Here is a 25255-nt window from a genome sequence, read left to right as displayed (position 1 = left end):
TCATGCCGAGCGAGACGGTCCGGGTGGTCTATACGAAGTTCGACGGCTCGGCGCACCGGGACTATCCGGCCCGCAAGCTCAGTGAGGATGACCTGGGCATCTGGGTCGGCGTGCCCCGTGGGACGGCCTCGGTCTACCACGGCCGGCCGTCGGTCGAGCAGATCCCGTTCGTGCTGCTGATCCCGCATGCGGCGTGGTGGACCGGCATGTTCAACCCGCCGCCGCGCACCAGTGAGGTCTACTGCGACATCACCACCCCCGCGCGGTGGGAGGGTGACACGGTTCACATCGTCGATCTCGACCTGGACGTGGTGCGGCGGCGCGAGACGCAGGCCGTCGAGCTGCGCGACGAGGACGAGTTCGAGGACCACCGGGAGCGGTTCGGCTACCCCGCCGAGGTCGTCACCGAGGCGTACGCGGCGGCGCGCAAGCTGATGGTCGCCCTGGGCGACGGCTCCGAGCCGTTCGCCACGCAGTACCGCAAGTGGCTGTCAGACGTCGTCGACTGACCCCAGCTTCTCCGGGTTGAGCTGGTGGTAGACGGCGGTGACCCGGCCGTCGGCGATGGCCAGCACGAAGACCGACCGGAACCCGCGGCCGTCCGGGTAGGCGCCTTGCACATGCAGCCCCAGGTCGCCGTTGACCAGCACTGGCGTCATGGTCATGTCGGTCATCCCGTGGAACCGGTTGCCCATGATGCCGATCCAGAAGCGGGCCACCTTGTCCGCGCCGAGGATCGCCCGGCTGCCGGCGTTGACGAAGCCGCCGCCGTCGCCGATCGAGACCACGTCCGGCGCCAGCACTGCGGCCAGCGCCTGGGTGTCGCCGGAGTTGGCCGCCGCCAGGAACGCCTCGAGCACCCGCCGCTGCTCGGGCAGGTCGGCGTTGTGCCGGGCACGGTCGTCGGCCACCGCCCGGCGGCCGCGTGAGGCGTGCTGGCGGGCCGCGGTCACCGTGGTGTGCAAAACCTCGGCGATCTCCTCGTACGGCACCGCGAACGCGTCGTGCAGCACCAGCGAGACCCGCTGCTCCGGGGTGAGTTTCTCGAGGACGACCAGCAGCGCCAGGCCGACCTCGGTGCGCTGGGTGACGCGTTCGGCCGGGTCGTCCAGGCGGGTCACGACCGGCTCGGGGAGCCACTGCCCGGGGTACGCCTCGCGCCGTACCCGCGCCGACTTGAGCACGTCGAGGCTGAGCCGTCCGACCACGGTGGTGAGCCAGCCGCGCAGGTCGTTGATATCGCCGACCCGTCGCGCCTTGTCGAAGCGCAGCCACGCCTCCTGGACCACGTCCTCCGCCTCGGCCCGGCTACCGAGCATCCGATAGGCCACGGAGATCAGGTGCGGCCGTTCGCGCTCGAACTCTTCTTCGGGGGACATGGGGGTAATTCTCTTCGACATTGCCTGATAGCGGCAGCCATCTGTGTCACAGTGGCAGCACCGAACGTACGATTTGTCCGATCTCGGAGAAGCCGTGGCGAACGATGTGATGAGTGTTGCCGCTGGTGCGCTGACCGCCAGGGTTGCCGCGGTGTGCCGACCGGCGCCGTACCAGCCGTCCGGGCATGCCCTGGCGGGAGCCGACGACGCCGATCCGCTGCCCGATGTCCTCCGGAGCGGACTGGCCGGCCTGACCGTGCCGGTGCTGCCCGGACCGCACGGCGAGCTGTTCATCGGGCCCGGGGCGCCGCAACCCGGGCGTACGCTGCGCCGTCTCGTCCTCGGGCCGCTGCTGGCCCGCGCCCGGTCCCGGGGCGGCCGGCTGCGCCCCGACCAGACCGTCCCGTTCCGGCTGGTCGTCGAGTTCATCGGACCCAGCCGCGACGCGCAGACGCTGCTCCGCGCCTATCGGATGCTCGAACAGCAACTCCGCGACCACGCCCCGCTGCTCAGCCGCTGCGTGGACGGCAAGCTGGAGCCGGGAGCGGTGACCGTCGCGGTGGCCGGCATTGTGGACGTCCGCGAGCTCCTCACCGCGGAACGGCACCGCTACGCGTTCGCCGACGGCACCTTCGACGACATCGGCTCCCGGTCGGCGCCCGCCTCGCTGGTGCCGATGATCAGCGAGCCGTGGTCGCGGCGCTTCGGCTGGGACGGCCTGGAACCCATCACCGCCGAGGAGCGGCATCTGCTGCACGCCATGGTGCGCGCGGCGCACGAGGACGGGCGTACCGTCCGCATCTCGGGTCTGAGCTCGGGCGCACGCAGCGCACGTCGCGCTGTCTGGACCGAGCTCGGCCTGGCGGGCGTCGACGTGCTCGCCGACGCCGATCATGCCGGGCTGGCCCGCCACCTGCGACGTCATCCGGTGCGTCCACCGGCGGCGGTGCGCACCTCGGTCGGCAAGCCGATCCGGACGTCGGCGCCGGCCCCGCGTGCCGTGGTGTCCGACGAGGCGATCGCGTTGCGTAGGGTGAACAGCGCCTGACCGGCGGGTGATCGGGGCAGGAGCCGGGGTGGGCGACTCAACGTGCCTCCCGGGCGTTACCTATTGTTCCCAAAGAATCTCCGCTCCCGTCGATCGAGGTCCGCGCCGTGAAGTTCTCCTTCCGCCCCACCGAGGGCGCGTTCTACGAGCTGTTCACCCGTGCCGCCCACAACCTGGTCCGCGGCACCGAGCTGCTCAACGAACTCGCCCTGCCCGGAGTGGATGTGCAGTCGGTCAGTGAGCGGCTCACCGACGTCGAGCACGACAGCGACGAGATCACCCACACCCTCTACAAGAAGATCAACTCCACCTTCATCACGCCGTTCGACCGCGAGGACATCTACTCGCTGGGCTCCCAGCTGGACGACGTGATGGATCACCTGGAGGCGGTCGGCAACCTGCTCTACCTGTACGGCCTGACCGAGCTGCCGTCCCTGCCCCGCGAGATGCACGAGCTCGTCAACGTGCTGGACCAGCAGGCGAAGATCACCGCCGAGGCGATGCCGCGGCTGCGCTCGATGAAGGGTCTCGAGGAGTACTGGATCGAGATCAACCGCCTGGAGAACGACGGCGACCGCGCCTACCGGATGCTCCTGGTCCGGCTCTTCAGCGGCGAGTACGACGCCCTGACCGTGCTGAAGATGAAGGAGGTCGCCGACGAGCTCGAGGCGGCCTGCGACGCGTTCGAGCACGTGGCCAACACCGTCGAGACCATCTCGGTCAAGGAGTCGTAGTTGTCCGCCGAGCTCATCGCCGTCCTCGCGGTGATCGCCGTCGCGCTCGCGTTCGACTTCACGAACGGCTTCCACGACGCGGCCAACGCCATCGCGACCAGCATCAGCACGCGGGCGCTCACCCCCCGCGTGGCTCTCGGCATGGCGGCGATCGGCAACTTCATCGGCGCGCACGTCGGCACGAAGGTCGCGGAGACCGTCGGCAGCGGGCTGGTCACGTTGCCGACGAACGTCGCCAGCCTCGGCGTGGTCTTCGCCGGCGTGCTCGGCGCCATCTGCTGGAACCTGATCACCTGGTACTTCGGCCTGCCGAGCAGCTCGTCGCACGCGCTGTTCGGCGGCCTGGTCGGCGCCACGATCTTCGCCTCCGGCGGCGAGGTGCAGTGGGCGAACATCGTGGAGAAGATCCTGATCCCGATGGTGCTGTCGCCGGCCATCGGCCTCTGCCTCGGGTTCGTGGCGATGATCGCGGTGCTCTGGATCTTCCGCAACGGCCACCCGGCCCGGCTCAACCGCGGCTTCCGGCGCGCGCAGACGGTCAGCGCCGCGGCGATGTCCGTCGGCCACGGCATGCAGGACGCCGCCAAGACCATCGGCGTGGTGGTGCTCGCCCTCTACGTCGGCGGCTTCCAGCCCGACGCCAAGCACATCCCGGAGTGGGCCATCTGGGCCTCGGCCTCGGTGCTCGCGCTGGGCACCTACTCGGGCGGCTGGCGGATCATCCGTACCCTCGGTCGCAAGATCATCGACCTGCGCCCGCCGGAGGGTTTCGCCGCCGAGACGGTCGCCAGCGTGGTGCTCTACTTCAACGCCCTGGTGCTGGGCGCGCCCATCTCGACCACCCACACGATCACATCGGCCATCATGGGCGTGGGCGCGACGAAGCGGCTTTCCGCCGTCCGCTGGAACGTCGCCGGCAACATCGTCCTCGGCTGGGTGATCACGTTCCCGGCCGCGGGCACCTTCGCCTGCCTGCTCTACCTGGTCGTCCGCCCGCTCTTCAGCTGAGGCCGGCCGCCCGGGCGGCGGGTCAGTAGGCGACGCCGATCTGTTCGCGGACCATGTCCAACAGGGTCATCACCTCGAGGGTCGTGCCGATCGGGACCAGCGGGCTCTCCAGCAGGCCGGCGTCCAGGCAGCGCTGGACCTCGGCGGCCTCGAAGCGGTAGCCGAGGCCGTCGTAGTCGCGCTTGTGGTCCTCGGTGCGGTCGCCGCGGGTCACCGTGAAGCCGCGCGGCGCCCAGAAGCTGTCGGCGATCTCGATGCGGCCGGTCTCCCCGGTGATCGTGGCGCCGTTGCGGGACGGGCCGTCGATGCTGCACGTCAGGGCGGCCACCGCGCCGTTGTCGTAGCCGAACAGCAGGCCGGTGGTCTCGTCGACGCCCTCGGGGGTCAGCTGGGCCCAGGACTGCACCGAGGCCGGCGCGCCGAGGAAGAGGTGGGCGAAGTGGATCGGGTAGACGCCCAGGTCGAGCAGCGCGCCGCCGCCCAGCTCGGGGGCGCGCAGGCGGTGCGTGGGCTCGAAGGGGCCCTGCAGGCCGAAGTCGGCGTGGATCGCTTTGACCCGGCCGATGTGGCCGTCCTCGACCAGCTGGGCGATCTCCAGGATGACCGGGTTGCAGCGCATCCACATCGCCTCCATGAGGAACGCGCCGTGGGCGCGGGCCTCCTGCACCAGCAGTGCGGACGACGCCAGGTCGAGGGTCATCGGTTTCTCACAGAGGACCGCCTTGCCGGCCCGCAGGCACTCCAGTGCGGCCGCCTCGTGCTGGGCGTGCGGAGTGGCCACGTAGACCACGTCGACCTCGGGGTCGGCGGCCAGGTCGGCCCACGAGCCGTGCGCCCGCGCGAAGCCGTGCCGCTCGGCGAACGCGTCGGCCGACGCCTGCGTGCGTGAGCCCACCGCGGCCAGCTCGGCGCCCTCCACCAAGGGCAGGTCCGAGGCGAACGAGGCCGCGATGCCGCCGGTGCTCAGGATCCCCCAACGCGTCGTCATGATCGCCACCGTATCGTCCGGCGCGTGCCGGTGGGAGGATCCACCCGTGACTGACGGATACCCGCTCCCACCCGCCATGATCAAGCGTGCCCGTGAGTTCAGCGGGCCTGCCGCCGCGGCCCGTCCCGCCGCCACGGTGGTGCTGCTCCGTGACCGGCACCCCGGGTTCGAGGCCTACGTGCTCCGGCGCGCGGCCGCGATGGCCTTCGGCGGGGTGTACGCCTTTCCCGGCGGCGGCGTCGATCCGGACGACCGGCCGGAAACCGTACGGGAGACCTGGTCCGATCTGCTCGGCGTGCCCGGCGCGGAGGCCCGGGCGGTGATCGGCGCCGCCGTCCGTGAGCTCTTCGAGGAGGCCGGTGTGCTGCTGGCCGGCGGCATCGAGGACGGCGGGGCCCTCACCGACGTCGCGGGCCCGGAGTGGGAGGCGGACCGGCTGGCCGTGCAGCGGCGCGAGCTGCGGATGGCCGATCTGCTGGCGCGGCGCGGTCTGCGGCTGCGGGACGACCTGCTGCACCCGTGGGGCCGGTGGGTCACGCCCGAGTTCGAACCCCGGCGGTACGACACGTGGTTCTTCGTCGCGGCGCTGCCGGACGGGCAGGAGGCACGGGACGTGTCGGGGGAGAGCGACGGCGTCGCCTGGATCCGGCCGGGGGACACCGCCGGGCTGACGATGCTGCCGCCGACCCGGGTGACGCTGGACGCGCTCAGCGCGTACCCGAGCATGGTTGAGGTTTTCGGTGCGAAGCGTGACGCCGCCGTGCCGGTGCAACCCCGGGTGGAGCTGACCGGCGACGGCGGCGCCGTGTTGCGCGTGGAGGCCTAGACAGGCCCTAGCCGAAGCGGCCGGTGATGTAGTCCTCGGTCTTCTTCTCCGTGGGGTTGGAGAAGATCTTCTGGGTGTCGTCGTACTCGATGAGGCGGCCGGGGTCGCCTGTCTTGTCGATCGAGAAGAAGCCGGTCTTGTCGCTGACCCGGGCGGCCTGCTGCATGTTGTGGGTCACGATGATGATCGTGAAGCGGTCCTTCAGCTTGAACATCAGGTCCTCGATCGCCAGCGTGGAGATCGGGTCGAGCGCCGAGCAGGGCTCGTCCATGAGGACCACCTGCGGCTCGACCGCGATCGTGCGGGCGATGCACAGGCGCTGCTGCTGACCACCGGAGAGACCGGCGCCCGGACGGCCGAGGCGGTCCTTCACCTCGTCCCACAGGTTCGCCGACCGCAGCGAGTTCTCGCAGGCGTCGTCGAGCACCGACTTCTTCTTGGCGCCGTTCAGCTTGAGGCCGGCGACCACGTTCTCGTAGATCGACATCGTCGGGAACGGGTTGGGCCGCTGGAACACCATGCCGATCATGCGACGGACCGCGGTCACGTCCACGTCGGCGTCGTAGATGTTCTGGTCGTCGATGGTCAGCCGGCCCTCGATGCGAGCGCCCGGCAGCACCTCGTGCATGCGGTTGACCGACCGCAGGAACGTGGACTTGCCGCAACCGGACGGCCCGATCAGGGCGGTGATCGTCTTCGGCTCGACGGTCATCGAGATGCCGTCGATCGCCTTGAAGCTTCCGTAGTACGACGTCACATTCGACGCCTCAATGCGCTTGGCCATGGGTGACACCTCTTGTCAGGAAAGCCTGTTGCGGCGGGCGAGCAGCTTGGCGGCGATCGTCAGAATCAGTACCAGGGCGACCAGCGTCAGCGCTGCCGTCCAGGCGCGGTCCGGCGCGTACCGGGACGCGTCACCCGCCTGCTGGTAGACGAACAGGGCGAGCGACGACTGGTTCCCGGCGAACGGGTCGAAGTTGATCGCCGCGGCGCCACCGGCGACGAGCAGCACCGGTGCGGTCTCGCCGGCCGCGCGGGCGACGGCGAGCATGACGCCGGTGACGATGCCGGGGAGCGCGGTGGGGAGCACGATCTTGAGGATCGTCTTCCACTGCGGCACACCCAGCGCGTACGCCCCTTCGCGCAGCGGCCCGGGCACGAGCCGCAGCATCTCCTCGGTCGACCGGACGATCGTCGGCAGCATCAGCACCGTCAACGCCAGCGAGGCCGCGAAGCCGGAGAACCGCGGCGTGCCGTTGTTGAACCACGGGCTGACGATCAGCACCCAGAACGCCAGGATGAACAGACCGGCGACGATCGACGGGATGCCGGTCATCACGTCCACGAAGAAGCGGACCGTCAGGGCGAACCGGCCCCGGCCGTACTCGACCAGGTAGATCGCGCCGAGCACACCCAGCGGCACCGCCATCAGCGTGGCCAGGCCGACCTGCTCCAGTGTGCCGATGATGGCGTGGTACGCGCCGCCGAGCGGATCCCGCGCGCCGATGTTGTTCATCGACGAGCCGAAGAAGTTGCCGTCCAACCGGCCGGCGCCCTTGGAGATCAGCGTCCAGACCACCGAGGCGAGCGGCAGGACGGCCAGGATGCAGGCGGCGTAGATCAGAGCCTGCATGATCTTGTTGCGCGCCGAGCGGCGTCCCTCGACCCGGGTGGCGGCGACGAACAGGCCGACCAGGTAGAGGATGCCGGCGACCACGGCCACCAGCGGCCAGCCGCCGATGCTCAGGCCGAGCACCAGCGCCGCGGCGACCACGATCGCCGCGACCGCGATGACCAGGTTGACCGCCACCGGCAGGCGCTTGCTGCGCAGCCCGGACGGCGTCATCACAACGTCGGAGAGTTCCTTCTGCAAGAGGCTCATGCGGCACTGTCCCGGAACTCGCGACGACGGTAGATGATCGCCCGCGCCGCCATGTTGACCACCAGCGTGATCGCGAACAGGACCAGGCCGGAGGCGATCAGAGCGCCGCGGCCGGTGGCGTTCGCCTCGCCGAAGGTGTTGGCGATGTTGGCGGCGATCGAGTTACCGCCGTTCTCGATGAGATTGAAAGAGATGTTGAAGACGATGCCGAGAGTCAGCGCCAGCGCGATCGTCTCGCCCAGGGCCCGGCCGAGGCCGAGCATGATCGCGGCGATGATGCCGGGCTTGCCGTAGGGGACCACCGCGGTGCGGATCATCTCCCACTTGGTGGCGCCCAGCGCCAACGCCGCCTCCTCGTTCATCCCCGGGGTCTGCATGAAGACCTCGCGGGACAGCGAGGTCACGATCGGCAGCACCATGATCGACAGCACCAGGCTGCCGAGCAGGATCGAGCGGCCGAACGGTCCGTCCCCGCCGAAGATCGGGATCCAGCTGAAGTACTCGTTGAGCCACAGCGACAGGTCGCGGACCGGGTTCAGGAACACGTCCCGGCCCCAGAGGCCGAAGACCACGCTGGGCACGGCGGCGAGCAGGTCGATCACGAAGCCGAGCGGCGTGGCCAGCCGCTTCGGCGCGTAATGCGAGAGGAAGAGAGCGATACCCAGTGCGATCGGCACCGCGACGATGAGCGCGATGACCGACGACAGGACGGTGCCGAACGCCAGCGCGGCGATACCAAAGTTCGGCTCGGCATCATTCGGGAACCACGCCTTGTAGGTCAGGAAGTTCTCGGTGTTGGCCTGCAGGGCCGGCACCGCCTTGGAGACCAGGAAGAATCCGATGGCCACGATGATGACCAGCACCATCGCTCCGGCCGCGGTGCTCAGCCCTCGGAAGCCGGCTTCCATGCCGAAACGCTTCTTGGTGGGCAGTGCGCCGCCGCCACCCAGGGACGGTCCAGCGGGGGCGTTCGGCGATACGCCGGTGCCGGCGGGCCGGGCGTGACGTCCTGTCACGCCCGGCTCGCCGGCCGGTGTCGTCGCCGAGCGGGAGGGGATGTCACCCATTCGCTCGCTCGCTTTTGATTAGAAGGGGCTGTCGAGTGGGTCAGGCGATGGCCGCGACAGCGGTCTCGACCTTGGCGCGAACCGTCTCCGGCAGGGGGGCGTAGCCCAGCTCGGCGAGGGACTGCTGGCCGCCGGTGCTGGCGGTGTAGGTCAGGAAGCCCTTGATGGCGGCCGCCTTGGCGCTGCCCTTCGAGCAGGCGATCTCGTACGTGACCAGGACGATCGGGTAGGCGCCCGGCTCCTTGGTCGCGTAGTCGATGGACAGCTTGAGGTCGTTGCCGGTGCCCTCGATCTTGGCGCCCGCGATGGTCTTGCCGGCGCTCTCACCGGTCAGCTCGGCGAACTCGCCGGCGCCGTTCTTGATCTTGGCCTTCTTCAGGTCGCTGTTCTCGGCGAACGAGAGCTCGACGTAGGAGATGGTGCCGACGGTGCTCTTCACCTGGGTGGCCACGCCGTCCGACTTGGCCGCGCCGGTGCCGCCCGGAGCCTTCCACGCCTTGGCGTTGCCGAAGGTCCAGACCGACTCGGCGGTCTTGCTCAGGTACTTGGTGAAGTTGTCGGTCGTGCCCGACTCGTCGGAGCGGTGGACCGACTGGATCGCGGTCGACGGCAGCTTCGCCGACGCGTTGTCAGCCTTGATCTTCGGGTCGTCCCACTTGGTGATCTTGCCCGCGAAGATGCCGGCCAGGGTCTCCGGCGAGAACTGGAGGCCGTCGACGCCGTCCAGGTTGTAGACGACCGCGATCGGGCCGATCACCATCGGGAGGTTGAGGGCCTGGCCGCCGGCGCACTTGGCGTCGGCCTGCGGCTGCTCCTCCTCCTTCAGCGCGGAGTCGGAACCGGCGAAGTCGGCGGTGCCGGCGATGAACGCCTGGATGCCCGCGCCGGAGCCGGTGCCCTCGTAGCCGATCTTGGCGTCGGCGCACTGTCCCTGGTAGGTCTTGATCCACTCGTCCATCGCGTTCTTCTGAGCGCTGGAACCCTGAGCGGTGATGTTGCCGGCCACGCAGTTCGCGTTGGCCGCGGAGGCGCCGCCGGCGGACGGGGAGGCCTCGTTGTCCGAACCGCACGCGGTGAGCGCGAGTGTCGCAGTCAAAGCAATGCCGGCCACGTAGCCGAGCCGCTGGAGCTTCACGGTTGTCCCTTCGAATGGATAGCGCGCCGGTGTAAAACCGGCTCATCCGAAAGCTAGGAGGACCAGATGACTTGCTTCAGGGGCCGAAATGAACGCAGCGTGAACAGGTGCACGCCTCAGGGTTTCCGTGGACTGAGGATGTGTTGTCCGTTACGTGAACCGACGGGCGGGTTGCCTGATCGTCAGGCCCCGCGGTGGTACATCACGTCGGTGGCGTGGACGCCGAATCCCAGGCCCCGGTAGAGCCGGACGGCCGCCTCGTTGGACTCGTCGACGTAGAGCATCGCGGTGCCCAGACCCTGCTGTTTCAGGTGGGTCAGCCCGGCCACGCTGAGCGCCCGGCCCAGCCCTCGCCGGTGGCCGCCCGGGTCGACGCCGAGCACGTAGATCTCGCCGAGCGCGGGATCGACGGCGGTCGACGGATGCACTTTCGTCCAGTGGAAGCCGAGCAGGGTGTCCGCGACGTCGACGGCGAGCAGGAAACCGGCCGGGTCGAACCACGGCTCTTGCTCACGCAGCGTGAGGTCGTGCTCGGTCCAGCGCCCCTGCTCGGGGTGGTGGGCGAACGCCCGGGCATTGACACCCAACCAGGCCGCCTCGTCGTGGCCGGGGCGGAACTGCCGCACGGTGACGCCGTCGGGCAGCCGGTCGGGCGGCAGCGGCTCGGCCAGCGACCGGCGCATCTGCCAGAGCACGCGTTCCCGGGAGAAGCCGAGGCCCTCGGCGAAAGCCCGTGCGCCGGGATCGTCGCCGTGCGCCCAGAAGCTCGAGGGACCGTCGCCGGCCGACTCCAGCAGCGCGGTCCCGACGCCGCGGCGCCGCACGGAAGGATGCACCACGAGCTCGCCGGCGCCGTCGTCCACGGTGGCGAAGCCGGCGTCGCCGGCCAGGAAGAACACACCCCGCGCACCACGGACGCGCAAGACCACGTCCTCGGACAGGGGGTAGACGCCGTCGGCGAGCTCAGCCGCGTCGGCCAGGTCGAGGATGGCGGTGATTTCGTCGGGAGTAAGCCGGTCCGTGCGCCGAACCGGCTCCACCCGCGTCATGTGAAAAAGACTAGACCGGCAGCGAGACAGGCTCGTTGTCGGGCAACTGGCGACCGCTCGGCGGGGTCACGAACTTGTAGCCCACCTGGCGGACGGTGCCGATCATCGACTCGTACTCCGAGCCGAGCTTGGCCCGCAGCCGTCGCACGTGCACGTCGACCGTGCGCGTGCCGCCGAAGTAGTCGTAGCCCCAGACCTCACGCAGCAGCTGGTCGCGGGTGAAGACCCGGCCCGGGTGCTGCGCCAGGAACTTGAGCAGCTCGAACTCCTTGTAGGTGAGGTCGAGCGGGCGGCCCTTGAGTTTCGCCGCGTACGTGTCGGGGTCGATGTTGAGCTCGCCGGCCCGGATCGAGCCGCCGGCGCCGGCCGTCGCGTTCGACAACCGGCCGACACCCAGCCGCAGCCGGGCCTCGACCTCGGCGGGACCGGCGCTGGCCAGGATCACGTCGTCGACGCCCCAGTCGGCGTTCAGCGCGATCAGGCCGGCCTCGGTGACCACCGCGACGAGCGGGACACCCAGTCCGGTCGCGTGCAGCATGCGGCAGGTCGCCCGGGCCTCGGAGAGCTCCGAGCGCGCGTCGACCATGACCGCGTCGGGGCTGGGCCCGGAAACCAGAGTGCGTACGTCGCGGGGCGCCGTACGCACGGAGTGGGGCAGCAGGTCCAGGGCGGGCAGCACGGCGGAAGGCTCACCAGCACGTGCCGTCACCAACAGGAGGATTTCCACACTCACCTCGATCCTTACGGGCCCGGAAAGGGGCCACGCAGGTGACCCGGCCAGAACTCAGCCGGAGGAACAGTCCCGGCGTCACCGACGGGTGGGCTGCGCATACCTTAACCGATGCATCGCGTTGTTCACCCGGGTCGCACGCGCCTGTGATGTGGCGTACGCCTCCGTGCTGGTCGAAAGCGACTACCGGGTGACCGAACGGCCGAGTGGTAACCATCCGTTCATCCGACTGCCGCGCCCGGACGTGTCGTGCCGTTCGTCTGGCACGATCGCAGTCGTGTTCCCCTCCCTGCCGAATGACGGCGACCGCGATTCGTGGGATTCCGACTCTGGCTTCCCTCGTGCGGCCTCCGGTGCGTACGGCGCGGTGCCCGACGAGCCCGAGCCGCCGGCCGTCACGCCGGCCACCGACGAGGTCGACGAGGAGGACCACGAGGTCGTGGTGGTGCCGGTCCGCCGGTCGCTGTCGGTGGCCATCGCCGGGTTCGCCGGGCTGCTCGGCGTCGCGCTGATCCTCGGCGCGCAGACCGCCGGGCCGGATTCCCGCTGGCCGTTCGCGCTGGTCCTGTTCGGTGTGCAGCTGCTCTTCGTGCTGGCCTGGACGATGGCGATCCGCCCGCCGGTGCCGCTGCTGATCATGGGCGTGGGTGTGGCCGCGGGCGGGGTGGCCGACCTGGTCGCCACGAACGCGGACTCGGCGGCGCTGCTGCCGCTGTTCCTGGTGGCACTCGCCGGCGTCGTGCTGGTCGTCGGCGGCCAGTTCGCGTTCCGGCTGGACCGGCTCCAGGTCCGCGACGCGATCACCTCGACGGTGCTGATCATCGGCGGCGTGGTGACTCCGGCCGCGTTCGTGGTGCTGTCCCGTGAGCCGGTCGGCACCCAGACCCAGATCGTCTGCCTGGCCGCCGCGACGGCCGGACTGCTCATCGCCCGTCTGGTGGACGCGATCTTCCCGAAGCCACGGATCGCGCCGCAGGTGCCGCGCGGCGCGACCGGCATCATCGTCGGCGCGATGCTGGGCACGCTGGGCGCGGCTCAGCTGGGCAGCGTCATGGTGCTGCCGTTCACCCCGGCGAAGGGCGCGATCATCGGCCTGGTCGCGGCCGGGGCGGCGGTGCTGGTCGACCTGGCGATCAACTTCACCGAGGCGGGCCGGGACCAGCCGGACCAGGCGCCCACGTTCTGGCTGGCCCGGCACATGCAGGGCCCGCTCGGCGCGTTCGCCGCGGTGGCACCCGTCGCGTACATCCTGAACTCCTTCTATCTGACCTGAGGCACCCCGTTTCGCGGAGCGGTGGACGGGGGCATATACGGTCCTCCACGTTCGCGACTCGTAGAGGAGAACCGGTGGCCGAGGTGTACGGGCAAGCACGCCCACGCAAGCGCTGGGGACGGCGTCTGCTGATCACCTTCATCGTGCTGCTGGTCCTTCTGGGCCTGATCGCGGTGGTGGCCGACCGGCTGGGCGCCTCGTTCGCCGAACAGATGATCGGCGACCGGGTCAAGGCGCAGATCACCGAGCAGAAGGCGACGTCGGCCGAGCCGGACGTGTCCATCGAGGGCGTTCCGTTCCTGACCCAGGTGCTCAAGGGCGAGTACCAGGAGATCCAGATCCGGCTGCGGGACTTCTCCGGTCCGGCGGGCAACGGCGAGACGATCCGGATGCCGCTTCTCGACGTCCGGGCGCTGGACGTCCGCGCGCCGCTCGAGACGCTGCGCACCCGCCAGGGCGACATCGTGGCCGGCACCATCACCGGCACCGGCACCGTCGATTACGCCACGCTGGCCGAGCTGAGCGGCGAGGACGGCGTGAAGCTGGCCGAGAAGGACGGGAAGCTGGCCGTCACCGCGCCGGTGAAGATCCTCAACCAGCAGGTCACCGTCAACGGCACCGCCAATCTCGAAGTGGCCGAGGGCAACGTGATCCGGGTCCGTTTCGACCAGGTCACCGCCGAGGGTCTGCCGGATGTCCCGCTGGTCCAGAACGCGCTGAACAACTACGCCAAGCAGCTCGCCATCGACGTCAAGGTCCCGGCGCTCCCGTTGCAGCTGAATGTGGAGAAGGTGCAGCCGACTGCCGGCGGCCTCGCGGTCACCGCGACCGCCAAAGAGGTCCCGCTGAACGGCGCCGGTGGCTGAGCGTGTGACGGTCGTCCCGGATCGTGGTCGGCTGTGTTCCGGTGGCTGGAACCGCTGGTAGGGTCGGCCACATGAGCCTGTTGCTCACCAAACGGCGCGCGGTCGACCTGTGCCGCGTGGCCGCCTGCCTGTGTCGCCCTGTCATCTGACGGGGTCATTCCGGCTGCGCTCTTTATCTTTCGCCCGGCAGTGGCGCCGTTCGCATTTCACGCTGATCCGACCCTCAGGGTCCGTGCGTGTGCGGACCCTCCCTCTCATCCGACATAGGGAGAAATCTCCATGAGCCGCGACTCTGCGCTCGTATCTGCCGACTGGGCCGAGAAGAACCTGGACACTCCGGGTGTCGTCTTCGTCGAGGTCGACGAGGACACCACGGCCTACGACGGCGGGCACATCCCGGGCGCCATCAAGCTGGACTGGAAGAAGGACCTGCAGGACCAGGTCCGCCGGGACTTCGTCAACCAGGAGCAGTTCTCCGCGCTGCTGTCCGAGCGGGGCATCAGCAACGACGACAAGATCGTGCTCTACGGCGGCAACAACAACTGGTTCGCGGCGTACGCGTACTGGTACTTCAAGCTCTACGGCCACGGCGACGTCGTGCTGCTCGACGGCGGCCGCAAAAAGTGGGAGCTCGACGCCCGCACGTACACCACCGACGTGCCGCAGCGGGCGAAGACCAGCTACACCGCCTCCGCACCGGATGTGTCCATCCGGGCGTTCCGCGACGAGGTCGTCGACGCGATCGGGACGAAGAACCTGGTCGACGTCCGCAGCCCCGACGAGTTCGCCGGCCGGCTGCTCGCCCCGGCACACCTGCCGCAGGAGCAGGCGCAGCGCGGCGGGCACATCCCGACCGCGGTCAACGTCCCGTGGAGCAAGTCCGCCAACGAGGACGGCACCTTCAAGTCCGACGACGAACTCGCCAAGATCTACGGCGAGGCGGGACTGGACGACGGCAAGGACACCATCGCGTACTGCCGCATCGGCGAGCGCTCCTCGCACACCTGGTTCGTGCTCAAGGAACTGCTCGGCAAGGAGAACGTGAAGAACTACGACGGTTCGTGGACCGAGTACGGCTCGCTGATCGGCGTGCCCGTGGTGCTCGGCGACGAGCCCGGAAAGGCCTGATCATGACCGCACCCGACATTTCCGGTTGCGCCGCTCCGGACCAGTCCGCGCCGATTCCGGCCGGCGTCGACCTGGAGAAGGAGACGGTGATCACCGGCATCGTGAACAACGCCGAGGGCGAGGCGGTGGGCGGCGCGTACGTCCGCCTGCTGGACTCCTCCGGTGAGTTCACGGCCGAGGTGGTGACCTCGCCGCAGGGAGTCTTCCGGTTCTTCGCGGCGCCGGGGTCCTGGACGTTGCGGGCGCTCTCCCGCCACGGCAACGGGGATCTCGTCGTCGACGCCGCCCGCGGTGTCAACGAGGTCGGCCTGAAGCTCGCCGCCTGACGCTCTGTCGCAGAAGGCCGGGCCCCGTCACCGGGGTCCGGCCTTCTGCGTGTCACGATGGTCGCCGTGACCACGCCGACCGCCCAGGAGCCGCGCGTCCGACGGCCCTGGCTACGGCGGCGCTGGCTGAGTGTGGTCGTGGTGCTCTGGATCGTGCTGGTGGCCGGGCTGGGCCTGTGGTCCGTGCGCAACGACCCGCCGACGGTTCCCGAGCAGCGCGACATCGCCGAGGCGATGCCGGTGCTGGAACGGGCGAGCGGCGCGGTGTTCGAGGCGGCGGCGGCCGGGCGGGACCGCGCGGCCGAGATCGACGACGTCCGGGTACGCCCGGGCTGCCGCGTGACACCGGTGAGGTCGGGTGTCGAGGCGACCCGGGTGGTGACCGTGTACGTCCGCGGCGACGGCGCCCTGCCGGTGCTGAAGGCGATCGCCGCCGCGCTGCCGGCCGGCTTCCACGCGCGGGCCGACGCGAGCACGAGCGGCCGCCGGGTGGGCCTGGAGGCGGATGCCGGTGGCTACGTGGCGATCGACGCCCGTGCCGACGCGGCCAGCCAGGTGCTGCTGATCGAGATATCCACGGGTTGCCGTCCGGAGGGTGACCTGACGCCGCCCGTTCCCGCGGTGGCGGAGCCGCCCGCGCAGCTGACGGCGGTGGTGCGGGCTCTCGGGCAGCAGGCGGCCGGTTCCGTCGGTCTGAGCACGGTGGCCTGTCCCGGCGGCGGGTCGGGGCGGACGTACACGGTGGACGGTGTGCCGCCGCCGCGGGATCTGGGCGCCGCGTTGCAGCCGGTGGTGGGCGGCGCCTCGGTGGTGCGCGCCGAGCCGGGCGGATGGGCGTTCCTGGCCGGCGGGCGTGCGGTGGCGGTCACCAAGCGGGAGTCGGCGCTGCGGGTCAGCGTCACCGAGCCCTGCAGTCGATAGACAAATATCGATGGGCTGCGTTACCCTCCGGTTACGCGCTTAATCGAACATTTTCTATCAACGGTGAACGCCCCTGGAGGCAGCCGTGCGTCGTCGAACTCTCCTGGCCGGTGCCGCCGCGGCCGTACCCGTCGCCTCGCTGATCGCCTCGCCCGCGGCCGCCGCCGCGCCCGGATACGTAGTCAACCGGGCCCCGCTGCGGCCGGACGCGCTGATCCGCCTGACACCCGGCTCGACCCGGGCGACCGGCTGGCTCGCCACCCAGCTGAACTACCAGCTGACCGGGCTGAACGGCAGGATGACCGAGGTCTCGCACTTCCTCCAGTACACCAACACCGGCTGGATCACGCCGAGCCTGGCCGGCTGGGAGGAGCTGCCGTACTGGCTGAAGGGCTTCGGCAGCCTGGGCTACACCACCGGCGACAGCCGCGTGCTGAGCGAGACCCAGCGCTGGATCGACGGGGTGCTCGCCACCCAGGCCTCGGACGGCTTCTTCGGACCAGCACGACTTCGCACGAGTTTGAACAACGGCCCGGATTTCTGGCCGCACATGCCGATGCTGCACGCCATCCGCTCGCACGCCGAGTACACCGGCGACACCCGCGTCGTGCCGTTCCTCACCCGGTTCTTCCAGTACGTCAACTCGCGCCCGACCAGCGTCTTCCAGTACGACTGGGGCAGCTTCCGCTGGGCCGACACGCTCGAGGTCGTCTTCTGGACCTACAACCGCACCGGCGACGCGTTCCTGCTCGACCTGGCGCGCAAGATCCACCAGTACTCGCAGAACTACGTGAACAACCTGCCGACCGACCACAACGTCAACCTGGCGCAGGGCTTCCGGGAACCGGCCGTCTACTCGGTCCTGTCCGGCGACACGGCGCACCGGCAGGCCAGCTACAACGACTACAACCAGATCATGGCGCAGTACGGGCAGTTCCCCGGCGGCGGATTCGCCGGAGACGAGAAGGTGCGCCCCGGCTTCGGCGACCCGCGCCAGGGCTTCGAGACCTGCGGCATCGTCGAGTTCATGGCCAGCCACGAGATCCTCGCCCGGATCACCGGCGACGCGCTGTGGGGCGACCGCACCGAGGACCTCGCGTTCAACTCGCTGCCCGCGTCACTGGACCCGCAACAGCGCGGCATCCACTACGTCACCGGCGCGAACAGCATCGCGCTGCGGGACCGGCCGGGCAGCCAGGGGCAGTTCCAGAACTCGTTCGCGATGCAGGCGTACATGCTCGGCATCGACAACTACCGGTGCTGCCCGCACAACTACGGGATGGGCTGGCCGTACTACGTGGAGGAGATGTGGGCGGCCACGCCGGACGGCGGGCTGGCGGCGACCCTGCACGGGCCGTCACGGGTCACCGCGAAGGTCGCGGACGGGACCTCGGTGACGATCACGGCGGACACGACCTATCCGTTCTCGGACACCATCACGTACACCGTCAGCACGCCCAAGTCCCTCGCGTTCCCACTGCTGCTGAGGGTGCCGGGGTGGTGTGCCGCTCCCATCGTCACTGTGAACGGGGCCGCTGCGCCTGGCGTCGCCGGTCCGGCGTACGTTCGCATCGAACGGACCTGGACCACCGGTGACCGTGTCGTTCTCCGCCTGCCGATGCAGGCGCGGACGCGCACCTGGACGGGCAACCACGGCGCGGTCTCGGTCGATTTCGGGGCGCTGACGTTCTCGCTGGCGATCAGCGAGAACTGGGTGCAGACCGGCGGCACCGCCACGTGGCCGACGCGCGAGGTGCGGCCCGGTTCCCCGTGGAACTACGGGCTGGCGCTGAACGGCTTCGCGGTGACCACCGGGCTGGGCAACGCGGCCGACCCGTTCACGCCGGCGAACGCGCCGGTCCGGATCACCACCGGCGCGCGCAAGATTCCCGCGTGGAAGGCCGACGCCGACGAGATCGTCACGCCGCTGCAGGACAGCCCCACGCCGTCGGCCGAGCCGCTGGAAACCGTGACGCTGATCCCGATGGGCGCGGCCCGGCTGCGGATCACGTCGTTCCCGCGGATCGGCGACGGCCGCCCCTGGACCGAGCCCGGCGTGGCGTTCCGCATCCAGAACCAGAACTCCGGCAAGGTGCTCGGCGTCGACCAGATGTCCACGGCGGACTCGGCGCGCGTGGTGCAGTTCGCCGACAGCGGCACCGCCGACCACCTGTGGGTGCCGGTCGACAACGGCGACGGCTGGTTCCGCATCCGTAATGCCAACTCCGGCAAGGTGCTCGGCGTCTCGGGCATGTCGACCGCGGACAGCGCGCAGATCGTGCAGTTCACCGACAACGGCACCGCCGACCATCTGTGGCAGATCGTCGACAACGGCACCGGCTACGCCCGCATCCGCAACAGGAACTCCGGCAAGGTGCTCGCGGTCGCCGGCATGTCCACCGCCGACTCCGCGAACGTGGTGCAGTTCGCCGACAACGGCACGATCGACCACAACTGGCGGCTGATCCCCGACGGCCGCGTCAAGATGCAGGCCACCCATTCCGGCAAGGTGCTGGCCATCCAGGACATGTCGACAGCCAACGGCGCGCAACTCACCCAGTGGCCGCCCACCGGCACCGCCGACCACGTCTGGCACTTCGAGGACGCGGGCAGCGGCTACTTCCGCATAGTCAGCGACCACAGCGCCAAGGTCGTCGAGGTGACCGGCGGCGCCACCACGGACGGCGCCCGCATCGTCCAGCGCGACTACGCGAGCGCGGCCAACCAGCAGTGGCGTCTCGCCTGGACCGGCTTGTCGACGTTCGCGATCGTCGCCCGCCACAGCGGCAAGCTGCTCGAGATCTCCGGCCAGTCCACCGCGGACGGCGCCGTCGCCACCCAGTGGGGGGATCTCGGCCTCGCCAACCAACGCTGGCGTCTCGTCCCAGGCGCCTGACAAGAGATCAGGATCAAGAGCTTGATGTCGTAGCCGGGTGGGTGGTGCTGACCGCCGCTCCCGCCGAGGGTCGCTGCGCTCCACGTGCGTAAGCGGTTGCGCTCTCAAGAGCGCAACCACCGGGTCTCTAGGCGGCCGCCCTGATCTCGTCGCGGGCGGGCAGGCCCAGCACCGAGCGGGAGAGCAGCGCGCCACCGGCCACCGCCGCCGGCATCAGCAGCACCGCACCCAGCGGGATGAGGAAGCAGAGGAACACCGCCACGCCGAAGCCGAGGGCGACGGGCCGGCGCGTGCGCAGGACCGCGCGACGGTCGCGGAGGCGGCGGCCGCGGCGCTGGAAGGGGACGCCGGTCAGTTCGACCGCCAAGAGCCAGCCGCCGACCGCGCCACCGAGGACGATGCCGAGGATCTGGCCGACCACCGGGATGAGCCCGAGCAGGAAGAGCGGGACGCCGAGCAGGATGGTCAGCCCGATCAGCCGCAGGCTGTCGACCAGGCTGCGGCCCAGCGAACGCCACCAGACGGTCTCGACCGCGTCGGGCACGCCGCCGAAGCGGTCCTCGACGAGCTCGGAGATCTTCTCGTAGAACGGGTCGCCGATCATCAGCGTCACCGCCGTGAAGGTGAGGACCGTGAGCAGCCCGGCCACGCCGACCAGGGCCAGCCCGGCGAACACTCGCAGCCCGTCACGTAGGCCGGCCGACCAGTCGTCGGCGAACCAGGTGACCGCGGTGGCCAGGTCGTCGATGAAGACGATCAGCGTTACCAGCGCCGCGGCGTACAGCAGACCGGAGATCAGCGCGGGCAGAACGCCCAGGCCGAACAATCCTGGCCGGCGAAGCACCTGGCCGAGGCCCCGGCCGAGCAGGCCGGCACCGGTGACGAATTCGCGAACCGCAGCGCCCATCCCGACAGGGTAGGGCGAGCCGACTAGTGGCGCCGGAGCAGCCCGGCGCCGATGCCGCCGCCGGACGACGACGGCGGGTCGGAGGACGGGGTGGCCGTCGGCGGCGGGGGCTCGCTGGTGACCATCGTCGGCGTCGGGACCGGCGGGTCGGTGAGCGGCGGCAGCGTGGTCAGCGTGACCAGCGGGCCGCCGGGACTGGCCGCGGCGGGCGACGACGGCGACGCGATCTCCGGCGCCACGGGGGGAGCGGACGGGGCAGCCGTCGCCGCGCGTGCGGGAGTGCCGGCCGCGTAGCGGCCGGGCAGCCACACCGGCCGCGGCGACGTGGTGTCCTTGACCGGTGCCGTGCCGATCGCGCCCGACCCGCCGGGCGTGGCGGCCGAGGGAGGCTTGTCCGTGGTGAAGGGGTTGCCGAGGGTCCAGCCGAAGGTCACGGCGAACGGCAGCCCGAGCGCTATCAGGCCGACGAAGATCGATTTGGGGGAGAGCCGCACGTCTGGAACACCGGTCGGCGGGCCGGAAAGGTTACGGGCTCAGGCGTTAAGGAATGTGGAGATGCGCCCGCGCAAGTCGGACCGGTTGGTCCAGAGGACCGACGGGCGGTCGTAGACGTGCAGCTCAGCGCCCGGAATGGCGGCGGCGAGGCGTTCGGCGGCCCGGACCGGGTGTACGTCGTCACCGGCGCAGCCGAGCACCAGCGCGCGGGCGGTGACCGCGCCGAGGGCGCCGAGATCGGGTACGGCGGGCGTACCCCACAGCGTTTCCAGGTCGGGCGAGAGCCCGTCGCGCATCAACTGCTCGACCCGGTGCCGCAGATGGCTCCACCCGGACGGGGTGTTGCGCACCGCGGGCGGCAGCTCCGCGTCGATCGCCTCGGCGACCAGCGCCGCCTCCCCGGTGTCGAGCGCGGCGAGGAGCCGCCGCAGCCGGGCGACCGCGGCCGGCGGGCGTACGCCGTCGAGCGGCGCCGGCAGGTAGAACACGACCCGCTCGAACCTGTCCGGCGTGTCGGCCAGCAACCGGCAGAGCGCACCGGCGCCCATGCTGACCCCGAGCGCCCGGGTGGCCGTCACGTGATCGGCGACGGCGCGCAGGTCGGCGGCCAGATCGGCGAAGCTCCACGGCCCGGCGGGCGAGTCGGAACGCCCGTGGCCGCGGAACTGGAAGAAGACCCGCCGGCCGGTGACCGCGCTGCCCAGCGGCCGGGTGCCGGCGATGTCCCCGGCGAGCCCGTGCGCGAACACGGTGACGGGCGTGCCGACGCCGGTGGCCAGCTGCTCGAGGCGCGGCCCGCTGGGCGTGGCGATCAGCTCGGTGGGCGGCGTCGGGAGGGTCGGCCGTCCGGTGCGCGGACCGGTCGGTCCCGGTCCCCAGGTCCGTGGCCCGCCGTCCGGAGGCGGCGGCCAGCGGAAACTCCTCACCAGAAGCCTTTGCCATCCGTCAGGTCGCGCAGGCCCTGCCGGACGTCAAGCAGGTAGATCAGGGCGGCCGCCACGCCGACCAGGCCGAAGATGCCGGTGGCGCCGCCGCCGACGCCGAGGAAGGTCAGCACGAAGCAGACCACGAGGATGGCCAGCCACGCCCCCTTGGGCAGGGTGCCGATGGCCTGGAACCCGTCGCCGCGCTGGGTAACGCAGTGGATCACGGCGACTGCCTGCACGATCAGCGACGCGATGAGCACAGTGAGCGCGATGGCGTTCTGCACCGTGATGAAGAAGATCGGCGCGCTAAGGGTGGCCATGACGTCAAGTCTATGCCGGAGGCCCCAGCAGCCGCTGGGGCCTCACGAAGCGGTGGATCACTTGTCGGTGGACGGCTTCGCCGGGGCGGTCTTCTTGGCGGCGACCCGCTTGCGGGGCTTCGCCTCGGCGGCCTGGGCGGCCTCGATGGCGGCCGGCTCCTCGGTGGTCTCGATGTCGGCGTTGACCACGTCGGCGGCGTTGACGACGCCGGTGCCGACGACCCGCTCGCCGCGAGCGACGAGCGCGGTGTACGCCGCGATGGCCCGCTCGGAGGCGACCTGCGCGAAGGCGACCGCGTTGGACGCGGCGTTGTCCCGCAGCTTGTCGAAGTCGGTGGTGTTGGCCTTCTCCCGGAGGTCGGCGGCCTGGGTGTTGGCGGCCCGCAGCGACGCGGTGGCGCGCTCGCCGAGCTCGTCGACCAGGGCCGGGAGCTTGCGGAGCTGCTGGTACGCCAGGTCACCGGCGCCGGCGGCGGCGTACAGCGGGGCGGGAAGGCGGGTCTTGGTCTGCTCGGGCATTACTTCTCCTCCGTAGCGATGCTGGTGGTCTCTTGAGCGAGCCGTGACCGGATCGCCGCCTCCTCGTCGAGGTCAGGCGTCGTCTCGATATCGGGCTCGGAATCCGTGGCGGCGGCCGGCTCGTTTCGCGCGTTCTCGTTGCGGAACGTCTCGTAGATCTGGGAGAGCGACTGCTTCTGCGCGATCGTGAGGTCCGGGTCGACGGCGATCGCGGCCAGCACGCCCGGCTGGCCGTCGCTGTCGAGAAGGCCGGCCCGCAGGTACATCGCCGGGGTGGACACCCGCAGCGCGCTGGCGATCTGCTGCAGCACCTCGGCGCTGGGCTTGCGCAGGCCCCGCTCGATCTGGCTGAGGTAGGGGTTGCTCACCCCGGCCTTGTCAGCGAGCTGCCGAAGCGAGATCTTGGCGGTCTGCCGCAGGTCACGGATGAACGTCCCGATGTCCTGCGGTAGTTCCTTGTTGTCTCCGGCCATGCGATCGACGTTAGCCCGCTCTGCTAGCTCCTGCAAGCAAAACGCTAACTCCAGCTAGCGTGAATCAGGTCACCAGGTGCTGCGCACCTCGCCGACCGGTTCACCGCCGCCCAGGATCAGCTCGGTCAGGTGCGGCGCGTCCACGCCGAGTCGGCGCAGGCCCGAGAGGAGCACCGGGGTACGCGCACGCGAGCTGCCGTCCGAGATCTTGAGGGCCACCGCACCGGCCCCCGGCATTGCGGCCGCCACCACACCCTCGGCGCCGACCTTGGTGAGCAAGCCTGGAACGGCCCGCATCAGCACGGTGTCGTCGGCGCCGGTGCCGGCCACCAGCTCCGGATGCGCCCGCATCTCGTCGGCGACCTGGCGTTCGGGACTGCCCGGTGCGGCGTCCACCAGCGCGCTGAACGAGCGGGCCAGCCCCGTCAGGGAGAAGCCGAAGAGCGGCGCGCCGCAGCCGTCGACCCCGGTCATCGCGATCGGCTCGCCGGCCAGGGCGGCCACCGTTTCGGCCAGCGCCACCTGCAGCGGATGCTTCGGGTCGAGGTACGTGTCGGTCGGCCAGCCGTTGGCCACGCAGGTGGCGAGCATCCCGGCGTGCTTGCCGGAGCAGTTCATCAGCACCCGCTCGGGCCCGCCGCCGGACCGCAGCCAGGCGTTCCGGTCGGGCTCGGCCAGCGGCAGCGACGCCGGGCAGCGCAGCGCGCCGAGCTCCAGACCGGCGCTCCGCAGGATCTCCTGGACCATGCGCACGTGGACCGGCTCGCCCCAGTGGCTGCCGCTGATCAACGCGAGCGCCGCGCCGTCCGGGACGGTCAGCCCCGCGCGCAGCATGCCGACCGTCTGCAGGGGCTTGTTCGACGAGCGCGGGAACATCGGCCCCGTCACGTCACCGGCCGCGGCGACATCCGGCGTGACCACGACCGAACCGTGGTGCACGCTCTCCACGAAGCCGGAGCGCACCACCTCGGCGAGGATCATGCCGGGATGCCGAGAAGCCGGCGTGCCTCGGCGGGCGTCACCGGCGGCCGCTGGGCGAGCTGGGCGAAGCCGACCGCCCGCGCCACGAGCTGCATGTTCGACTCGACCGGGCGGCCCTTCGCGTACGTGACGGTGTCCTCCATGCCGACCCGCAGATGCCCGCCGGCGGACAACGAGGCCAGCATCACCGGAATGGTCGACCGGCCGATGCCGGTGGCACTGAACGTCGTCCCCTCCGGCAGATCACGGATCGCGGACGCGCAGGCGACCAGGGCCTCCGCGGTACCCGGCATCCCGCCGGGCACACCCATCACCAGGTCGACGTGCACATGCCCGCCGACCGGCAGCCCGTGCTTACCCAGCAGCCGCTGCAACGTGGTCAGCTGGCCCAGGTCGAAGATCTCGTACTCCGGCACGATGCCGCGCTCCTGCATGCGGGTGTGCAGGTCGACGACGAACGCCCAGCGGTTGAGGAACACATCGTCACCGAAGTTGACCGTGCCCATCGTGCAGGACGCCATCTCCGGCCCGGCGTCCAGCACGGCCAGCCGCTGGTCCTCCGGGTCGGTCACCGCGCCGCCCGAGGAGAGCTGCACGATCAGATCGGTGGACTGCCGGAGCGCCGCCACGGTCGCCCGCAGCCGCCCCTGATCGAGCGTCGGCCGCCCGTCATCGTCCCGGATGTGCACATGGATGATCGCCGCGCCGAGCGCCTCGCACTCCTTAGCGGTGGCGACAAGCTCATCGAGCGTCACCGGCAGCGCGGGTACGGCTGCCTTGCTGCTCTCCGCGCCGGTCGGCGCAACGGTGATCAGGGTGCCGGTCATGCCCGCATCCTGCCACGCCGCTTACCGAAGCAGCCGCCACTCCCTCCCCGCTCCCTCTCCGCAGGAGGGAGGCTCGCGCTGCTCGACAGCCCGCCCCTCCCGACCCCACTCCCTTCCCCGGCAGGAGGTTTGCTCGCGCGGCTCGACGATCCACCCCAGGGCGGTTTCAAGGGGCCGTTGCTACACCGGTGGTGTCGGGGAGCTCAGCCAGGTGGTCGGCCGGCGGTCACGGTCGCTGCCGCCGCTATCGCGCGGCGGTGGGCCCATCGCTATCGCGCGGCGGTGGGTCCATGCGGGCGTGCCAGGCGCCCGGGTGCCCGCTCACCGTTATTGCCGCCGCTCGCGGCCGTGGCCGGGCGCGGCCGGGTGGTAGGAGGGGGCGTGAGTGGTAGGCCAGGCTTGCGGTGGTGGGACGGAGCGGCATCCGGGCGCGGCCGGGTGGTAGGAGGGGGCGTGAGTGGTAGGCCAGGCTTGCGGTGGTGGGACGGAGCGGCATCCGGGCGCGGCCGGGTGGTAGGAGGGGGCGTGAGTGGTAGGCCAGGCTTGCGGTG

Annotated in this window: 27 protein-coding genes and 1 pseudogene; 12 read left to right on the top strand and 16 right to left on the bottom strand. The window is 70.6% G+C overall.

The window, feature by feature from the left end; translation table 11 throughout:
• Window positions 1-2: 2 nt before the first annotated feature.
• Window positions 3-509, top strand: coding sequence for a DUF402 domain-containing protein (locus QSK31_RS20850; RefSeq protein ID WP_285685919.1), 507 nt, complete (start codon window positions 3-5; stop codon window positions 507-509).
• Here QSK31_RS20850 and sigJ read toward each other — a convergent pair.
• Window positions 492-1379, bottom strand: a complete 888-nt coding sequence (sigJ, locus tag QSK31_RS20845; RefSeq protein WP_285685918.1) for an RNA polymerase sigma factor SigJ — start codon at window positions 1377-1379, stop codon at window positions 492-494. The genes QSK31_RS20850 and sigJ overlap by 18 nt on opposite strands.
• A 94-nt stretch (window positions 1380-1473) precedes the next feature.
• Between sigJ and QSK31_RS20840 the strand changes: the two genes are divergently transcribed.
• The 3 genes from QSK31_RS20840 to QSK31_RS20830 all read left to right on the top strand — a co-directional run bounded on the left by QSK31_RS20840 (window position 1474) and on the right by QSK31_RS20830 (window position 4169).
• A complete protein-coding gene (locus QSK31_RS20840) occupies window positions 1474-2427 on the top strand; it encodes a PI-PLC domain-containing protein (protein WP_285685917.1) in 954 nt (317 codons plus the stop codon).
• A 107-nt stretch (window positions 2428-2534) separates the two neighbouring features.
• Entirely contained in the window at window positions 2535-3161 is a 627-nt protein-coding gene (locus QSK31_RS20835; protein WP_285685916.1) for a DUF47 domain-containing protein, read from the top strand.
• The gene (locus QSK31_RS20830; protein WP_285685915.1) at window positions 3162-4169 is read left to right on the top strand and encodes an inorganic phosphate transporter; all 1008 of its coding nucleotides are present in this window, start codon (window positions 3162-3164) and stop codon (window positions 4167-4169) included. It begins immediately after the preceding gene.
• 22 nt (window positions 4170-4191) lie between these two features.
• Here the strand turns inward: QSK31_RS20830 and QSK31_RS20825 are convergent, their stop codons facing one another.
• Window positions 4192-5157, bottom strand: coding sequence for a Gfo/Idh/MocA family protein (locus QSK31_RS20825; protein WP_285685914.1), 966 nt, complete (start codon window positions 5155-5157; stop codon window positions 4192-4194).
• Between the two features lie 76 nt (window positions 5158-5233).
• On the opposite strand from QSK31_RS20825, the gene QSK31_RS20820 reads away from it, so the two are divergent.
• On the top strand, window positions 5234-5983 hold the full coding sequence (locus tag QSK31_RS20820) for an NUDIX hydrolase (protein ID WP_285686161.1): 750 nt from the start codon (window positions 5234-5236) through the stop codon (window positions 5981-5983).
• A 7-nt stretch (window positions 5984-5990) separates the two neighbouring features.
• Here QSK31_RS20820 and pstB read toward each other — a convergent pair whose 3' ends face one another.
• The 6 genes from pstB to QSK31_RS20790 all read right to left on the bottom strand — a co-directional run bounded on the left by pstB (window position 5991) and on the right by QSK31_RS20790 (window position 11849).
• A complete protein-coding gene (pstB, locus tag QSK31_RS20815; RefSeq protein WP_285685913.1) occupies window positions 5991-6767 on the bottom strand; it encodes a phosphate ABC transporter ATP-binding protein PstB in 777 nt (258 codons plus the stop codon).
• A gap of 15 nt (window positions 6768-6782) precedes the next feature.
• Complete coding sequence (pstA, locus tag QSK31_RS20810) at window positions 6783-7865, bottom strand: phosphate ABC transporter permease PstA (RefSeq protein WP_285685912.1); 1083 nt, start codon at window positions 7863-7865, stop codon at window positions 6783-6785.
• Complete coding sequence (gene pstC, locus QSK31_RS20805; protein WP_285685911.1) at window positions 7862-8932, bottom strand: phosphate ABC transporter permease subunit PstC; 1071 nt, start codon at window positions 8930-8932, stop codon at window positions 7862-7864. Before pstC ends, pstA begins: the two co-directional genes overlap by 4 nt.
• A gap of 40 nt (window positions 8933-8972) precedes the next feature.
• A complete protein-coding gene (gene pstS / locus QSK31_RS20800) occupies window positions 8973-10067 on the bottom strand; it encodes a phosphate ABC transporter substrate-binding protein PstS (protein ID WP_285685910.1) in 1095 nt (364 codons plus the stop codon).
• Window positions 10068-10249: 182 nt separating this feature from the next.
• Window positions 10250-11116 carry a mycothiol synthase gene (mshD, locus tag QSK31_RS20795; protein ID WP_285685909.1) on the bottom strand — a complete coding sequence of 289 codons (867 nt, stop codon included), beginning with the start codon at window positions 11114-11116 and terminating at the stop codon, window positions 10250-10252.
• A gap of 10 nt (window positions 11117-11126) precedes the next feature.
• The gene (locus tag QSK31_RS20790) at window positions 11127-11849 is read right to left on the bottom strand and encodes a winged helix-turn-helix transcriptional regulator (RefSeq protein WP_285685908.1); all 723 of its coding nucleotides are present in this window, start codon (window positions 11847-11849) and stop codon (window positions 11127-11129) included.
• Window positions 11850-12123: 274 nt separating this feature from the next.
• Between QSK31_RS20790 and QSK31_RS20785 the strand changes: the two genes are divergently transcribed.
• The 7 genes from QSK31_RS20785 (at window position 12124) to QSK31_RS20760 (ending at window position 19256) form a co-directional block, all read left to right on the top strand.
• Window positions 12124-13119 (top strand): hypothetical protein, encoded by a 996-nt coding sequence (locus QSK31_RS20785; RefSeq protein WP_285685907.1) that lies wholly within the window; start codon window positions 12124-12126, stop codon window positions 13117-13119.
• A 74-nt stretch (window positions 13120-13193) separates the two neighbouring features.
• Window positions 13194-13985 (top strand): LmeA family phospholipid-binding protein, encoded by a 792-nt coding sequence (locus QSK31_RS20780; RefSeq protein WP_285685906.1) that lies wholly within the window; start codon window positions 13194-13196, stop codon window positions 13983-13985.
• Between the two features lie 71 nt (window positions 13986-14056).
• Window positions 14057-14134 (top strand): Ms5788A family Cys-rich leader peptide, encoded by a 78-nt coding sequence (locus QSK31_RS48840; protein ID WP_311772860.1) that lies wholly within the window; start codon window positions 14057-14059, stop codon window positions 14132-14134.
• 130 nt (window positions 14135-14264) lie between these two features.
• Window positions 14265-15113, top strand: a complete 849-nt coding sequence (locus QSK31_RS20775) for a sulfurtransferase (protein ID WP_285685905.1) — start codon at window positions 14265-14267, stop codon at window positions 15111-15113.
• A gap of 2 nt (window positions 15114-15115) precedes the next feature.
• Window positions 15116-15439 (top strand): DUF1416 domain-containing protein, encoded by a 324-nt coding sequence (locus tag QSK31_RS20770; RefSeq protein ID WP_285685904.1) that lies wholly within the window; start codon window positions 15116-15118, stop codon window positions 15437-15439.
• A gap of 66 nt (window positions 15440-15505) precedes the next feature.
• The gene (locus tag QSK31_RS20765) at window positions 15506-16360 is read left to right on the top strand and encodes a hypothetical protein (RefSeq protein ID WP_285685903.1); all 855 of its coding nucleotides are present in this window, start codon (window positions 15506-15508) and stop codon (window positions 16358-16360) included.
• Window positions 16361-16445: 85 nt separating this feature from the next.
• The gene (locus tag QSK31_RS20760; RefSeq protein ID WP_285685902.1) at window positions 16446-19256 is read left to right on the top strand and encodes an RICIN domain-containing protein; all 2811 of its coding nucleotides are present in this window, start codon (window positions 16446-16448) and stop codon (window positions 19254-19256) included.
• 127 nt (window positions 19257-19383) lie between these two features.
• Here the strand turns inward: QSK31_RS20760 and QSK31_RS20755 are convergent, their stop codons facing one another.
• From QSK31_RS20755 to QSK31_RS20720, 8 genes and pseudogenes are all read right to left on the bottom strand, one after another.
• Complete coding sequence (locus tag QSK31_RS20755) at window positions 19384-20163, bottom strand: EI24 domain-containing protein (RefSeq protein WP_285685901.1); 780 nt, start codon at window positions 20161-20163, stop codon at window positions 19384-19386.
• A gap of 23 nt (window positions 20164-20186) precedes the next feature.
• Window positions 20187-20657: a hypothetical protein gene (locus QSK31_RS20750; RefSeq protein WP_285685900.1), complete on the bottom strand. Its 471-nt coding sequence runs from the start codon at window positions 20655-20657 to the stop codon at window positions 20187-20189.
• Window positions 20658-20696: 39 nt separating this feature from the next.
• A complete protein-coding gene (locus tag QSK31_RS20745; protein WP_285685899.1) occupies window positions 20697-21584 on the bottom strand; it encodes an alpha/beta fold hydrolase in 888 nt (295 codons plus the stop codon).
• Window positions 21581-21904, bottom strand: coding sequence for a DUF2516 family protein (locus tag QSK31_RS20740; protein ID WP_285685898.1), 324 nt, complete (start codon window positions 21902-21904; stop codon window positions 21581-21583). The genes QSK31_RS20745 and QSK31_RS20740 overlap by 4 nt, the downstream gene beginning before the upstream one ends.
• A gap of 57 nt (window positions 21905-21961) precedes the next feature.
• Complete coding sequence (locus QSK31_RS20735; RefSeq protein ID WP_285685897.1) at window positions 21962-22423, bottom strand: hypothetical protein; 462 nt, start codon at window positions 22421-22423, stop codon at window positions 21962-21964.
• Window positions 22424-22520: 97 nt separating this feature from the next.
• Window positions 22521-22896, bottom strand: a pseudogene (locus tag QSK31_RS20730) (helix-turn-helix domain-containing protein); the annotation flags it as partial.
• Window positions 22897-22965: 69 nt separating this feature from the next.
• Window positions 22966-23877, bottom strand: coding sequence for an asparaginase (locus tag QSK31_RS20725; protein WP_285685895.1), 912 nt, complete (start codon window positions 23875-23877; stop codon window positions 22966-22968).
• Complete coding sequence (locus QSK31_RS20720) at window positions 23874-24704, bottom strand: beta-keto acid cleavage family enzyme (protein WP_285685894.1); 831 nt, start codon at window positions 24702-24704, stop codon at window positions 23874-23876. The genes QSK31_RS20725 and QSK31_RS20720 overlap by 4 nt, the downstream gene beginning before the upstream one ends.
• Window positions 24705-25255 lie beyond the last annotated feature (551 nt).

The organism is Actinoplanes sp. NBRC 103695, assembly GCF_030269485.1.
Taxonomy (GTDB): Bacteria; Actinomycetota; Actinomycetes; order Mycobacteriales; family Micromonosporaceae; genus Actinoplanes.
The sequence above is the reverse complement of the archived record's forward strand: the minus strand, read 5'-3'. Positions and strand labels throughout refer to the sequence as shown.

What these genes read in the sequence shown, in the direction of transcription:
- QSK31_RS20820 (WP_285686161.1), top strand. Translation starts at nt 5,234, where the DNA reads ATGATCAAGCGTGCCCGTGAGTTCAGCGGGCCTGCCGCCGCGGCCCGT.
- mshD (WP_285685909.1), bottom strand. Translation starts at nt 11,116, where the DNA reads ATGACGCGGGTGGAGCCGGTTCGGCGCACGGACCGGCTTACTCCCGAC.
- QSK31_RS20770 (WP_285685904.1), top strand. Translation starts at nt 15,116, where the DNA reads ATGACCGCACCCGACATTTCCGGTTGCGCCGCTCCGGACCAGTCCGCG.
- QSK31_RS20755 (WP_285685901.1), bottom strand. Translation starts at nt 20,163, where the DNA reads ATGGGCGCTGCGGTTCGCGAATTCGTCACCGGTGCCGGCCTGCTCGGC.
- QSK31_RS20735 (WP_285685897.1), bottom strand. Translation starts at nt 22,423, where the DNA reads ATGCCCGAGCAGACCAAGACCCGCCTTCCCGCCCCGCTGTACGCCGCC.
- pstA (WP_285685912.1), bottom strand. Translation starts at nt 7,865, where the DNA reads ATGAGCCTCTTGCAGAAGGAACTCTCCGACGTTGTGATGACGCCGTCC.
- sigJ (WP_285685918.1), bottom strand. Translation starts at nt 1,379, where the DNA reads ATGTCCCCCGAAGAAGAGTTCGAGCGCGAACGGCCGCACCTGATCTCC.
- QSK31_RS20825 (WP_285685914.1), bottom strand. Translation starts at nt 5,157, where the DNA reads ATGACGACGCGTTGGGGGATCCTGAGCACCGGCGGCATCGCGGCCTCG.
- pstC (WP_285685911.1), bottom strand. Translation starts at nt 8,932, where the DNA reads ATGGGTGACATCCCCTCCCGCTCGGCGACGACACCGGCCGGCGAGCCG.
- QSK31_RS20775 (WP_285685905.1), top strand. Translation starts at nt 14,265, where the DNA reads ATGAGCCGCGACTCTGCGCTCGTATCTGCCGACTGGGCCGAGAAGAAC.
- QSK31_RS20740 (WP_285685898.1), bottom strand. Translation starts at nt 21,904, where the DNA reads ATGGCCACCCTTAGCGCGCCGATCTTCTTCATCACGGTGCAGAACGCC.
- QSK31_RS20725 (WP_285685895.1), bottom strand. Translation starts at nt 23,877, where the DNA reads ATGATCCTCGCCGAGGTGGTGCGCTCCGGCTTCGTGGAGAGCGTGCAC.
- QSK31_RS48840 (WP_311772860.1), top strand. Translation starts at nt 14,057, where the DNA reads ATGAGCCTGTTGCTCACCAAACGGCGCGCGGTCGACCTGTGCCGCGTG.
- QSK31_RS20850 (WP_285685919.1), top strand. Translation starts at nt 3, where the DNA reads ATGCCGAGCGAGACGGTCCGGGTGGTCTATACGAAGTTCGACGGCTCG.
- pstB (WP_285685913.1), bottom strand. Translation starts at nt 6,767, where the DNA reads ATGGCCAAGCGCATTGAGGCGTCGAATGTGACGTCGTACTACGGAAGC.
- QSK31_RS20720 (WP_285685894.1), bottom strand. Translation starts at nt 24,704, where the DNA reads ATGACCGGCACCCTGATCACCGTTGCGCCGACCGGCGCGGAGAGCAGC.